Annotated in this window: 12 protein-coding genes; 4 read left to right on the plus strand and 8 right to left on the minus strand. The window is 42.8% G+C overall.

Annotated features, from left to right (window positions below; translation table 11 throughout):
* The first annotated feature begins 427 nt into the window (after positions 1 to 427).
* On the plus strand, positions 428 to 676 hold the full coding sequence (locus tag QL898_RS04150; protein ID WP_057761532.1) for a DUF465 domain-containing protein: 249 nt from the start codon (positions 428 to 430) through the stop codon (positions 674 to 676).
* A gap of 170 nt (positions 677 to 846) precedes the next feature.
* On the opposite strand, the gene ahpC is transcribed toward QL898_RS04150, so the two are convergent.
* Positions 847 to 1,413, minus strand: coding sequence for an alkyl hydroperoxide reductase subunit C (gene ahpC, locus QL898_RS04155; RefSeq protein WP_057761534.1), 567 nt, complete (start codon positions 1,411 to 1,413; stop codon positions 847 to 849).
* Positions 1,414 to 1,681: 268 nt separating this feature from the next.
* Here ahpC and QL898_RS04160 point away from each other — a divergent pair, with 268 nt between their 5' ends.
* Entirely contained in the window at positions 1,682 to 2,593 is a 912-nt protein-coding gene (locus tag QL898_RS04160) for a hydrogen peroxide-inducible genes activator (RefSeq protein WP_057761536.1), read from the plus strand.
* Positions 2,594 to 2,632: 39 nt separating this feature from the next.
* Positions 2,633 to 3,304: a hypothetical protein gene (locus tag QL898_RS04165; protein WP_290175903.1), complete on the plus strand. Its 672-nt coding sequence runs from the start codon at positions 2,633 to 2,635 to the stop codon at positions 3,302 to 3,304.
* Here the strand turns inward: QL898_RS04165 and QL898_RS04170 are convergent.
* The 7 genes from QL898_RS04170 to QL898_RS04200 all read right to left on the minus strand — a co-directional run bounded on the left by QL898_RS04170 (position 3,282) and on the right by QL898_RS04200 (position 12,142).
* Positions 3,282 to 3,884, minus strand: a complete 603-nt coding sequence (locus QL898_RS04170; protein ID WP_290175904.1) for a methyltransferase domain-containing protein — start codon at positions 3,882 to 3,884, stop codon at positions 3,282 to 3,284. The genes QL898_RS04165 and QL898_RS04170 overlap by 23 nt on opposite strands.
* A 204-nt stretch (positions 3,885 to 4,088) precedes the next feature.
* Positions 4,089 to 4,622, minus strand: coding sequence for a M48 family metallopeptidase (locus QL898_RS04175; protein WP_290175973.1), 534 nt, complete (start codon positions 4,620 to 4,622; stop codon positions 4,089 to 4,091).
* Positions 4,623 to 4,838: 216 nt separating this feature from the next.
* Positions 4,839 to 6,401, minus strand: a complete 1,563-nt coding sequence (locus QL898_RS04180; RefSeq protein WP_290175905.1) for a DUF1513 domain-containing protein — start codon at positions 6,399 to 6,401, stop codon at positions 4,839 to 4,841.
* A gap of 3 nt (positions 6,402 to 6,404) precedes the next feature.
* The gene (locus tag QL898_RS04185) at positions 6,405 to 7,556 is read right to left on the minus strand and encodes an imelysin family protein (protein ID WP_290175906.1); all 1,152 of its coding nucleotides are present in this window, start codon (positions 7,554 to 7,556) and stop codon (positions 6,405 to 6,407) included.
* An 82-nt stretch (positions 7,557 to 7,638) separates the two neighbouring features.
* On the minus strand, positions 7,639 to 9,219 hold the full coding sequence (locus QL898_RS04190) for a di-heme oxidoredictase family protein (protein WP_290175974.1): 1,581 nt from the start codon (positions 9,217 to 9,219) through the stop codon (positions 7,639 to 7,641).
* Between the two features lie 382 nt (positions 9,220 to 9,601).
* Positions 9,602 to 11,059, minus strand: coding sequence for an imelysin family protein (locus tag QL898_RS04195; RefSeq protein ID WP_290175907.1), 1,458 nt, complete (start codon positions 11,057 to 11,059; stop codon positions 9,602 to 9,604).
* 426 nt (positions 11,060 to 11,485) lie between these two features.
* A complete protein-coding gene (locus QL898_RS04200; RefSeq protein ID WP_290175908.1) occupies positions 11,486 to 12,142 on the minus strand; it encodes an OmpA family protein in 657 nt (218 codons plus the stop codon).
* A 375-nt stretch (positions 12,143 to 12,517) separates the two neighbouring features.
* On the opposite strand from QL898_RS04200, the gene QL898_RS04205 reads away from it, so the two are divergent.
* Positions 12,518 to 13,480: an acyltransferase gene (locus QL898_RS04205; RefSeq protein WP_290175910.1), complete on the plus strand. Its 963-nt coding sequence runs from the start codon at positions 12,518 to 12,520 to the stop codon at positions 13,478 to 13,480.
* The last annotated feature ends 287 nt before the right edge of the window (positions 13,481 to 13,767 follow it).

Below are 13,767 nucleotides of genomic sequence, written 5' to 3' on the forward strand. Positions count from 1 at the left end.
TTATGACTTAATATGTAACGGCAGCTGTCATGCCACGCGTCTAAATATGAAATAGTTGGTGTTAATAATTTTGTATAAAAGATTATATATAGTGGGCTCTTGCCCTTTGATGTGTCTATTATCAAGCGTTTAGCGAATTTCGGCAAGCTGAGAAACTCAAACTTTATGTTTTATAAAACCAATCGTTTATTGTTTTAAATAATTAAATACAAATACACAAACAAATTATAGTGATGGTACATGGTCTATTTTTTCGCTACAATCGAATGGTATTGATAGCAATATGCATTATCAATATCGTGAAATAACTATCTTTATTACCATTAAACTTTCACCCCTTCTAAACAAAGTCTCACCATCATAAGCGTCTTAACCATAACGTGCTTACGCTTATTCTAAGCTTGCACTAAATAACAAGGATGACAACATGACAATGACAGACACATGGCAAGATCACAGTGATATTATCGATGAGCTCAAGCAAAAGGACACGCATTTTGCGAGTATCTTTGACGAGCATACGACTCTAGATAGGCAAATTAATAAGCTTGAAAACGATGTGGTCAAGCATGCCAGTCGCGACGAAGAAATCGAACAGATGAAACGACGAAAGCTACAGCTTAAAGACGAGATTTATAAAACTATTGATAAAAATAAAGCACAGTCTCGCGCTTAATATTGCGTCTATACTTAGAGATATGCTGAAAAAATAATACTAACAATATCTATGCTTAAGACGTAAAAAGACCCCATCAACTTATGTTAATGGGGTCTTTATTAGTAGTACTGACTTAAATCAGATGTTTAAGATACGGCGCTACTTTTATCTAAGTATGAAATATCTACTTATATTTTACCAACTAGGTCAAGACTTGGCTTCAATGTGTCGCCGCCTTGTTCCCAAGCTGCTGGGCAAACTTCGCCGTCATTTTCACGAACATACTGTGCTGCTTTCACTTTACGTAGCATATCTTTCGCGCTACGGCCGATACCGCCAGCATGGATTTCAGCAACTTGGATCAAGCCATCAGGATCTACTAAGAACGTACCGCGCTCAGCCAAACCTGCTTCTTCAATCATGACGTTAAAGCCACGAGTGATTTTACCAGTAGGATCGCCGATCATTGGATACTGTACTTTACCGATAGCTTCTGAAGAATCATGCCATGCTTTGTGCGTGAAATGCGTGTCAGTAGATACTGAGTATACTTCAACACCAAGGCCTTTTAGCTCGTCATAATGAGCGGCCATATCTTCTAATTCAGTTGGGCAAACAAACGTGAAATCAGCTGGGTAAAATAGGAAAATCGCCCAGTTGCCTTTTACGTCTTCTGAAGTGATGGTTTTGAACTCACCGTTTACGTATGCATCTGCTGAAAATTCTGGGATTTCTTGATTGATAATAGACGCCATGGTTGGCTCCTCTATAGTTAAGTAAATTGGAAATTATTTATATGGTTTTTTCAATTAGCCCTCTAGCTCTCTGGGCTACCTGACAAACTATACGCGAATTCTATGGTTAATCCAGTTAAAAGTTTTTAATGTGATGTTTTGTTTTATTAAACTTGTTAAACTATTATCTCTACATTTTATCATTGGTGCTTAATTGGTAATTTGCTACCTTATAAAGGTTGACCAAACATAATAAATTGCATTAAAAACCCATTAAAAGAGAGGTTTTATGATTACTTTACGACAACTTGAGTTTGCCCTAGCCGTCGCCAAACATCGTCATTTTAAACGTGCTGCTGAAGATTGCAATATTTCGCAATCTGCACTGAGTTTGGGTATCGCAGAATTAGAAAAACAGCTAGATACTCAGATTTTTGAGCGTAATAATAAACAGGTACTTATTACCCCTATCGGTCAAGACATCCTCACACGGGCGCAGCGAGTGTTTTCTGAAGTCAGTGATTTGACCACGCGTGCTCATAGCCATCAGACGCCGCTTGCCTATCCCATGACTGTCGGTATCATTCCGACGATTGCGCCTTATTTGCTGCCAAAAGTACTGCCTGCGCTGCGTGCACAATATCCAGAGTTCCGTATGACCATCGTCGAACAACAAACAGAGCGTTTGCTTGAGCAAGTACGCTATGGTCATATCGACACGGCTATCATTGCACTACCGTATGCGGTAGATGGGCTGCATAGTTTTGAGTTTTGGAGTGAAGACTTCTTCGCCGTGTTCCCAAAAGACGACATACATGCCAAGCTTGATACCATCAATGCTGACGAACTGGCGACTGCCAATCTGATGTTACTTGGTGAAGGTCATTGCTTAACGGACCAGACGCTGTCTGTCTGTCATTTCGACCGCGCACAAATGAAATCAAGCTTCTCAGATGCTAGCCTGAACACTTTGATTCAAATGGCGCTTGCCAATATGGGCACAACGCTCGTACCTGAAATGGCGCTCGATCAGCTACACCTGCAAAACCAAAATGCCGTCGCTATACCATTGGCTGAAGACGGGCCGCATCGCCATATTGCCTTTGTCACCCGTTTGAACTATGCGCGTGTCGATGATGTTAGCTTGCTAGGTGATGTATTTAACAAAGCATTTAAAGACGCAGTAGCTAATAAAGAATAATCAAACCATTTTTACCACGGTCATAGTGAAAAACGACATATGAAAACTGTCTCAAATAAGCATGATGAGCTTGGCAAGTGCTTTGCACAGCATTTGTCAACTATGACCAGTGATATCTCGCCAAAGCAAGTAGATAGGCTTTGGCAGGAGATCGTGACGCGCTATGGTGAACCACAACGTGTTTATCATACGCTTAATCATATTGAGCAGTTATTGGTACAGTTTGAAAGTATTAAGCACCATCTGTCTGAGCCGCATATCATTGCATTGGCACTGTACTATCATGATGTGATATATGACCCAACATGCTCCGACAACGAGCTAAAAAGTGCAGAATTCTCGACAGATGCCTTGAGCTCGTATCTAAGCACAAAGCAATACCAACACATTCACGCTCTCATTATGATGACGGCTAATCATCAGATAGATACATTAATAGACAGTGACAAATATAACGATGCGGCATATCTGTTAGATATGGATTTGAGTATTTTGGGTGCGCCTTGGCCTGTCTACAAGCAATATGCAAAGGCGATACGTCAAGAATATAAGCATATCGCAGATGACAGATACCGTGATGGACGCACTGCAGTGTTACAAGGATTACTAGTACATCCCAAACTTTATCTGACTGACCATTACTATAATCAGTTAGAAACGCAAGCTCGAGCTAATATCAAGCTCGAGCTTACTTCGCTCGTAGCTTTATAAACAGCTCACTACCCTGCCGCGCTGGATGTGAATTATAGCTAGGTTCCATAATATCGATAATAAAATGACTTTGAAAACGCTGCTGGTACTCTTCCTTGCTGCCGCCAAACGGTGGCTCTTCCCGTCCAAAATTCGTGTCGAATAGCAACCCAACTAATTTGCCTTGTGGCTTTAGCAGCTTTGCCATCTGTTGCACATATTCATCACGGCGAGATGGATTAATCGCACAAAAAAACGTCTGCTCAAGTATCCAATCAAATTGATACTGCTCAGCTGATAAGCTAAAAAAGTCCGCACAGATCAAATGCTCAGAGGGAAAACTAGGATAGCGCTCTGCAAACGCTTCAATTGGCGCAGGGGCAAAGTCAACCAGCGTGATATTGGTAAAACCTTGCTCATATAAGTAACCCACTTCATAGGCGTTACCTGCACCTGGCACTAGTATCGCCTGATCTTTTGCGCTCTCAGGTAACTGGTCGATATAAGCTTTGAGCGGTGGCGATACCTGCCCCATATCCCAACCGATGCTATTCTTCTCATAACGCTGCTGCCAAAACTCCGCTTGGTTGACGTTTTCCATATGACATCCCTGTATATAAACCTGCTGATTAAACGAAACGATTTGTACCATTATTCCTTATCATATCAGGCTTATTCGGGTGTGTCCTTATTTTAAAAATGATGATAAAAATAGGACTTAGTGCTCTGCATAATGAAAGTTGCGCAGATGATATCGAGGTGCTTACTAGAACTATTTAAATGGTTAGATAGTTAGATGATACGTTTAATCCAGCTGCCCTGTTGTGCCCGCTAGGATATTATGCCATTGCTGATAATCTGGCATCGCTGTGGCAACCGTTTGCCAAAACGCTCGGCTATGATTGGCATGATGTAAATGGCACAGCTCATGAACGATTACGTATTCGGTGCATTCGATAGGATAGGCAGGAAGATAGACTGATAGCCAAATTCGTTTTGCGCGCGTGTTGCAGCTGCCCCAGCGCGTGTGCATTTTTTTTAACCGTATTTCATTGGCATAAGTGCCAACGATTGGCTGCCACTCTTCAAATAGTGCAGGTGTGACTTTGGAGAGTTGTTGTCGATAATAGGTGACTTTTTTATCAGGACTGAGCGTAAATGATTGCACTGTACCCCATAATAAAACTGAATTATTAGCAGTTGAAAAGTTTGATGACGTATTCTGTCTACGTCTATATTGTTCTAATACCTGCGGGTGATTTTCAATCGCCCAAGGCACCCGCTTAGCCACAGCATGCAACATTTGTGATGCGCTGACATGCATCGGTGCAGAGACCATCAACGTATAAGGCTTTAAGCGAAAGTTGATATTTTTAACACGCTTTTTACTGATATGTAGCTCGATGCCTACCTGCGCAAGCTGCTGTCTGACCGTATCTAAACTGATATCTAAGCTAATGCTCTACCTCCTTGGCTTACTATTACTATTGTTCTAGTAATAGTCATTATTAATCGCCGTGCCTATTCGTCTGTCGCTCTTGCTTAGCGTCACTTATTATAACGCTTGTAAGTGGTTATCAAACGACATCATATGCAGTTGACTGTCTTTGATAATTCGCTCATGAGGTTCGATGTCGCCTACGTCTAACTTTACTTCTGGTAAAGCATTTACTCTTAACGCGGTTAACTGACCTTGACCATCACTGACGATAAATCCTGTCGGCTCGGCATGTTTATCAATTTTACTCATTGAAGCACTAGAATTAGCTAACACCGAAGCCCCTGCACAATCTGGCAGACTTACATCATCAATCAGCTTGCGAGTATGTAAATCATAGATCGCCGCACAGCCACCAATCGGCGTGGTCACACACAGTAAGTTACGCTCACTATCCACCGCCACGCTAGCGATATATTGGTGAAAACGTTGCCATTGATTGTTTGGCATGGTCAATGGAGTAAAGCTGCCGTCACCACGTTTATGGGTCAATACCAATGGGACATTGATATGTTTTTCACCTTGGAACTGAATACCGATCATCACTGTGCCGTCATCGTGCATGGCTAAGTGGCGCACACTCATCTGATTATGTTCGGGAGTCACTTGCTCAAGCAATGTGCCATCGTGACGATTCAGATAAACCAGTGATGGTCGCATGGTATCTAGATTTAGCTCTTCGCGTGAAGCCTGCTCGGTTTTGATACCACCATTTGCAATGACGAGCGTTTCGCTATCAGGATGCATAATCAGCTCATGCGGGCCTATACCATATGAATCAAACTCTGCTATTTTTTGATAAGCATCATGGGCATCATAGATACCAATTTTACCTGCCAAACTCACTGTGTCATTCTCAGTTACGTAGAGCAAGCTGCCATCTAAACTGTAGCAAGCATGACCATAAAAGTGACGGTTTACATCAGCTGTAATCGCATGTTGTACTTGCCCATTTGACGTATTGAGTACCCAGAATTTTTCGCTTGGACGGCGACCCATAACGACGACATCACGTCTTTGATCCACATTGCTATGCTGAGTTTGAGCTTCATATATATTGACAGGCAGAGGCTGAACAACGATGTCGTGGACACGCTCAGGCATAGTCGTCTGCCAAACGATTTGTCTGTCAGCATCAATACCTACCACACCAAAGTCGTGCTCATTTTGGCCTGATGTAGTCTGAACTTTTGGCATAGATGCGACGCCACTGACCCAGCTGACTGGTCGCGCTAGCATTGTTGTCTTATGCATAACAGCAAAGTCAGGTGCATCACGCTTATCGTCATCTACAGCGTGATAAGCCTGTTTCCATGTTGCCGCTGCTTGCTCACAAGCATAACGCAAGCGCGAAAGTTTCGGCATTGAATCAGGACCAGCTCGTAATACCTGCAGTTGCGTACAAATACCATCTACATAATCTTGCAGACTGGCATCTGGATACTGCTGCTTACGATAACGATGATGAATACCAACTAATGCTGCCGTGCCAACTACTGTCAGCACTGAAGTCGTCAAAAGCTCATGAGTTGACGAAGTTCTCCTAGACAGATTAGACCTATTTAACTGGTCATGAGTCTGGGCTACTGACACTGCTGTACCCGCTTCGATAGTAGACATTGTCTAATCGCCATCAGTGCTGTTAAAGCCCACGCGGATACCAAGTGCTGGGATTAACTGGCGTTTAATAAGACGAGTGACATCAGTCAGATGATCGTATAACGCTTGTTGATCGTCCTTACTAGCTTCTGATAAATCTTCTGGCATTTGTGCTAATAATGCAGTCGTGTCAGCCAATGCAGTCGATAGATTATCCGAAACTTTGTTTTCGTCATTGCTGCCAAGAATAGCTGTCAGTACTGGGTCAGTCATGGCTTTATTAATCGTATCTAACTTAGCATTGATGATAGCGCGGCTTTGACCAGCAGTAGCAGCAGGCAAATGCCCTTTTGCTTTACCTGTCAGACCGAGTGGCTGATCAATAGCGTTAGACTTCATAGTCTCAATTAATGACAGTAGAGAGTTAATCCATTGATTTAGACCTCTATCGCTCTCTGCTGTTTTGTCTATCGCCAATAAATCAGTCGCGTTTTGCTGCCAGTTTTTCTCGATGTCTTTTAAACGTGTGCTTAACGCACTACTGGCACTAATCACATAAGCACACTGACCAGTGTCTAAACTTTCATTGGCAAACAAAGCTTCTTCCAACCCTGGCACACCTTGTACGATCGCGCTCTCGCCAGCAAGCTGCTCTGGCGTTAGTTTTGGATTGGCAGCGATTAAATCAGCCACGCCACTATGTACGAGTCCGCGCTCGTCAGGGTAGTAGTTAATGTATAGATTGCTCATACTAGCGGTCGCAGGACCAAAGTTGACCATCTCAGCACTTGACCATGCTTGTGCCAATACTAGCCACTGCGCACGTAATGCTTGTAGCTCATCGCCACTTACTGGAGCTTGGGTACAATGCTTCTGCGCTAGCTCGTTTAACAGATCGCTTTGCTTTGCTGCATCAGCATACGCAGGAATCACGATATCGTCTGCCACATGCGTCAAATACGTTTTTGCAGTCTCAGGGCTGATATCTACTGCAACGATTTGCTCAGTACTTTCTTTGCTATTTTCTACTGAGCTGTCAGTAGCTGCACTGTCTTGCACAACTTTTTGGCTGTCTACATCTGCAGCTTTGTTGTCATCGGCAGGTTTGACACAACTGATCAGCAGTCCAGCACTTAATGCAGATAGCGCCATTGCCAAAGCGTGGTTTATTTTCATAGGTTTCTCGGTAATATTATAGGTAGTAATTTATAGCGTTTTATAATGATTTTATTACAGTGATTTTATTACAGTGATTTTATTATAGCGACTTTAGGAACGCATTAAGCTCTGCACGACCTTGTTTATCTAACTTCAATACTTGTTGCTTTTGCTTTTCGGCTTCTCCGCCATGCCATAAAACAGCTTCCATCAACGTACGGGCACGGCCATCATGCAAAAACGTCGCTTGAGGATCAACTGTCTGCGCAAGCCCCACGCCCCAAAGTGCTGGCGTACGCCATTCATAAGAGTTGGCTAAAAATTCAACTTGGGCACTTTTCGGTGGTAGCTTACCGGCAATCGTACGATCAGCGAGATCATCGCCCATATCATGCAATAGCAAATCTGTGTAAGGATAAATCACTTGTCCATGCTGCTCAAGATGATCATCGTCGGTTTTTGGCAACTGATATCTTGGCGTATGACAGCTTTGACAACCCATGTCATAAAAACGCTTTTTGCCAGCTAACACAAGCTTATTATCTGCATTACGGCGATGCGGCACTGCTAGATTTCGAGTATAAAACTCTACAAACTTAGCAACCTCATCGTTTACTTCAACGGGTGATTTACCATTACCCTGTTCATCAGCGCCTGTCGCCGCATTTAGGCAAGCGGTCTGCGTTGGCATACAGGATTCGTTAGGACGGATGTTCGACGTCAGACCCATATCTTCGTTAAAGGCACTTTGGTTCTGAGTAATCAGCTTGGTTTGACCTGCTTTCCACCCAAATCGTCCAAGCGCACGCTTACCGGTTTGCGGATCCATCACCCAGTTAAATTTACCACTGATATCACCATTACTACCGTCGTTGGCTTGCTTTTTAATGTCATCGTCAGGTATTTGCTCTAGCAGCCCAAGCCCAATCATCGGTAGCGCCACACGCGGTGATACCATCATGTCATCATCAAAAGCACCGTAACCAGGTTTGGTCAAATTAAACGTTGGCGCACGTAGCGTCTCGACATATCCGTCAGCAAAGGTAACTGGTTTGTCTGTCCACTGCACCGCAATTCTCGCTTCAGCAGGCACGCCTTGAATACCGCGATCTTGTAGCTGCCCGCCATACATAGGATGAGCTATCTTTTCAATCAGCGAATCCTGTAGCTGCTGGCGCTGCTCATCGGTAGACGCTGGCATAGACAGACGAATTAACAAACTATCAGCATCGTCATCGGCAGTCATCGGCGCATGACCTCGCCCATCTTTGACATGACAAGACTGGCAAGCAGCCACATTAAATAATGCACCCAGTCCATCACGACTATCAGTACTAGCAGGTGCAACGACCCATGGCTGCTTAAAGAAAGCATTACCAATAAAGAACGCCCCTTTACGAGAAGCTGCTAGGTTAGATGAGGGTTTTGAGTAGCTCTCAGCACTGCTAATACTAATACCAGAGTCACCGCCCTGCTTGATCTCTTGAGGGTCAAAGCTCACCAGTTGCTGCATCGGCACGCCTGCCAATGCTTCTATATTTTTGGCATGTTCGGATGACAGCGATTGGCTGTTTTCACTGCTGCTTTCATTACTTGAGGCCTGCTCTGAAGTATTATCAGAAACATTGTTAGAAGTGTCGTCAGAAGCGCTATCAGATGGTTGACACGCACTGATGGCCATTGCACTGGCGATAATTAGCGCAAGCTTAGAAGGTATATGTCGTAGGATTTGAGTAGCAAGAGGAGAGTCAGAGGGCTTAACATAATTGGCGTTCATAGAAATCAATTGCCTTAGCGCTAGAGTAGAACCATTAAAATTTTGTCATACCATCTCATTATATGTCGGCACAATCATTGCCTATCGACATATAATGAAATGGTACACCGGCCAATTGGCTTATTTAATGCTCATAAAAATGCGTTGCCAACGGTGGCTGACAACGCACGTATTATATCTAATCTAAGTATCTAATAAACAGCGGTTACTGACCTACAACGACTAATAAAACGTCGCAAAGCCAATGACAGGCTTTTAAATAAGGGCCGCTAGCTTAAATTTTTTCTTAAAACTGTGACCCAGCATCTGCGTCTAGATTATCGATACCAACTGCTTTTGCAGCGTTTTCGATACTGGCCGTCAGCTCTTGTAAGCTAGTGATACCTGCTTCAACCCATCCACGACGGACGTTTTGTTCTTCAGCAGAGATACCTTCTTGGCTGGCTTGACCGACAGTTGCAATCATCTGGTCAATCTTAATGCCATCTTTTTCGCCTTTTTCAACGATAACGTTAAACGCGCCTTCTACTTTGTTGAACTCAGCAGCCAATTTATCAGCAGCTTCTGTGTGGCCGTTATCCGTTAGATAATCTTTGATACCGTAGCCGCCCACTGTCTTACCAGCGACTGTTGTATAGCTACCATTAAAGACGTTTTGGATACCGCGCGCATTATTGGCATAGCTTAAATGAGTCAAATCACTAAAGCATTCGTGCTCATCTTCAGTAGAGCCAGTAACAAAAGCGACCTGCATACGCTCAGACGCAAGCTCACCTAATGCTAGGCTACCCATTTGATACATAATTTGGCGCAGACCATTGTCATATTTGCGCGCTATCAAATCACTACGCAAGGTATTCTCAGTATCAGGCTGCCACTGAGCTTCCATCGCGGTCAAATCATCGACCAATAGTTGAGTTGCAGCAGTTAAGAATTCACCACGGCGCTCACAGATATCGGCATCTTCGTTGACGGTCTCACCACTAGTACACTGTCCGGCTTCAGTCGCATAGTCAGTGACTGGGCGATTACCTGCACCTTCTTTTACGCCATTGTTGTCTTGACCCCACAGCATAAACTCAATCGCATGATAGCCAGTTGTTACATTGGCTTCACTACCACCGATTTCATTCATTTCTGCGAGTAGCTCAGGTGTGATTGTACTGGTATCTTGCTTGGTACTACCGACCGTAATACTGTCGCTATTGATGATGTTTTCTTGACTGTTGTATTCGCCTTGATAGTCATCACTGACATAATCAATCAGCGCTTCATCCAGTGGCCAAGCATTGATCTGACCTTCCCAGCTATCGATACTGTTGATAGCACGTTTGTCATTGGCAGTCACAAAGCCTTCATCAAAACGGAAAATCTCAGTTTGTGAATATGGCTGGCGCGCAGCTTTATAGGCAGCTTTTGCCGCATCAAGGTTGGCTTGAGTTGGCGTCGCAACATAGGTATCTACCGCTGCTTGTAATGCCTTAGCAGTATCTAGAGAGTCTTTATAAGCGGCGTGTGCCATGTTTGCATAGCTGATCATCAGTCTATCAATATGTGCTTTTTCGGCAGCTGATATCTCTGTGTTATCGCCTGTTTCTGTGCTTACAACCTCTGTCTGCGTCTCAGTAGCAGCAGTGTCTTCTTCGGTTTTTTTGGTACAGCCCGATACCATTAACAATCCTGCAAGTGCAACAGCTAAAGTAGTTGGTAAAATCTTACGGCGTGTTTCTGTGGTAATCGTCATACAAATCCTCAAAGAGATAGCAAAATTCGTTTTGGTTAAATGGCTTCCATCATATCGATTATCAAATCACAGCTTAATCAGCTGATTTGATTTCGTATATCTATGCTTATCGCATATTATCAAGCTTGTAACTATTCAGTAATAAAACACTAACAAATTATAGTGTTATTGATAATCATTATCAATACTTAATTTTATATTAATAATCATTAATCTTTATGATGATTTTATAAAATGGTATCAAACGCTAAACGAGTACTATTCTATTTTGGACAGCAGACATTATACTCGCACTCTCCTGACTATCTAGTTTGATCAATCAAAATTTAGCGCATAAAAAAAGAGCCAGCATATTGCTGACTCTTTTTGCTAGATAAATGCGTGAAAATCATTCGCACCTACCAAACAGTTATATGGAACTGTCGATTAGTTGACGCTTTGTGGTGCATTAACCGTTAGCTCAACACGGCGGTTTTGCTGACGACCAGATTCAGTGTTGTTAGTAGCAACTGGACGTGACTCGCCATAAGCAACTACGTTGATACGGTTAGAAGCAACACCGCGAGCAGTTAGATAGTTAGCAACTGAGTAAGCACGGTCACGTGACAGACCCATGTTGTAAGATGCTGAACCTTGGCTATCAGTGTGACCAGCAATCGTGATGGTGTTTTGGTTATACTGGTTCATGGTTGAAGCAAGCTTGTCTAGCGTTGGCTTGAACGATGAGTTAAGCGTTGCATCATCAAACGAGAAAGTGATGCTACCTGGCATAACAAGGTCGATATTACCAGTAGTTGGGTTTTGGTTAACAGTCACGCCTGTACCAGCCATTTGCTGCTCAAGCTGACGAGCTTGACGCTCCATGTAGTAACCAACGCCAGCACCAAGTGCAGCACCGATAGCAGCATCACGACCAGTTTTGTCGCCGCCTGTTGCTTTTGAAATAGTTGCACCACCTGCTGCACCAACTAGACCACCTAGAGCAGCTTTGTTTAGACGCTGTTGTCCAGTGTTTGGATCTGTTGTACAACCGCTAAGTGCTAGACCTGATGCTACTGCTGCAATCATTAAAGTATTACGCATAATATTTCCTCTTAAGTTTAAAAAATCGTGCTTTTTATAAAGATTGTCCATTAATCTTTTTTAAGTACTTATCTACATTCCCCATTATTATGGCAACTACAACCTATCTCTGTGTAATATTTTGTCATACCTCTGTATGAGAAGTGCAGGTTATATTTCAATGATTTTATAGGTCAAATCTTCGCGCCTTGCTACCACTAGTCACGTTTACAACCGTACACTACAACATGTTTCTGCTAAAATTATATTGCTAAATTTGTCGGCTTTAAATAGTCATGATTTAAAGCTTTACGTTCATAATATTCCTGATTTTACTAGGACAGATTCAGCGACATACGGCTTATTATTAATCAGATAGACTGAAAAGGATTGAGCATGCGATTGACATCTACCATTCGAAAAATGCATAAACGTTCGCCTAAATTGGGTAAAGCTGTGTCGCTTGCAACAGCTACTGGTGTCATCGCCGCCAATAGCTTCGGTGGTAGTATTCCTTTGTGGTTAATGGGTGTTGGTAAGGTCATTACTGGCGCCTCTATTGCAGACAAAGCCGTTATCAAAATTGCTACTCACTGGATCAGTAGCAACAGTGCCTTGATCGATAACATGTTGCCTCGTAAAGATTGGCGTATCAACCTACCGGACGATATCCATACCAATGGTAAATACCTGCTAGTGAGCAACCACCAATCATGGGTCGATACTAGCATCGTGCAGTATATTGGCGAAAAACGTTTGCCACTTACGCGATTTTTTACCAAGTTTGAGCTGATCTACATCCCTATCGTTGGCCAAGCTTTTTACTTTTTAGATTTTCCAATGATGCGCCGACACTCAAAAGAAGCCATTGCCAAAAACCCTGCGCTAAAAGGCAAAGACATCGAGGAAGCCAAACGTGCCTGCGCCCTACTAAAAGACAAACCGTTTACCTTATTAAACTATTTGGAAGGTACTCGTTTTACCAAAGCCAAACAAGCTCAGCAAAAATCGCCGTATACTCACTTATTAAAACCTCGTGCAGGCGGATTGTCATTGGCCATCAGCGCATTAGGTGAAGATATCGATGGCATATTAGACATGACCATCGTATATCCTGATGGTGTGCCAAGCTATGGGGATCTTTGGAAAGGTAATATCAAACGCTTGGGCGTTGATTTGCGCTACATTGACATACCAGATGCGTTGTTCGAAAGTATCAAGCAAGGTGGCTACGAAAATGACGAAGAGACAAAAGCTCAAATGTTCGACTGGGTTGAGCAAGTGTGGCGTCAAAAAGATGAACGAATTAGCACTATGTTGGCAGATTTTGAAACCAATTCTAAAACGCAAGATACCTAATGAGGATGCTCAGAAATACTAAAATGGCTGTCCGTTAAATCTTATCAAATACCAAGCACAGTCTATGCAAGCGTACTAAGTAGTAAATATCGATGTAACAAACGTTGATGTAATAAATATCGAGCACGAGATCAAAAGTTATTGAGGAACAAATTTACGGGTGCAAATGTCACAATATTCATATCTTACTTATAATGCTTAATCTTAAAACAGCCATGCATCATAAGTAAATTTTAATCAAAGATGGGTTGTTTTTTAGCCTTATTCATTGATAATGTGACTAATTA

Origin of the sequence: Psychrobacter sp. APC 3279 (assembly GCF_030407795.1) — a bacterium.
Taxonomy (GTDB): domain Bacteria; phylum Pseudomonadota; class Gammaproteobacteria; order Pseudomonadales; family Moraxellaceae; genus Psychrobacter.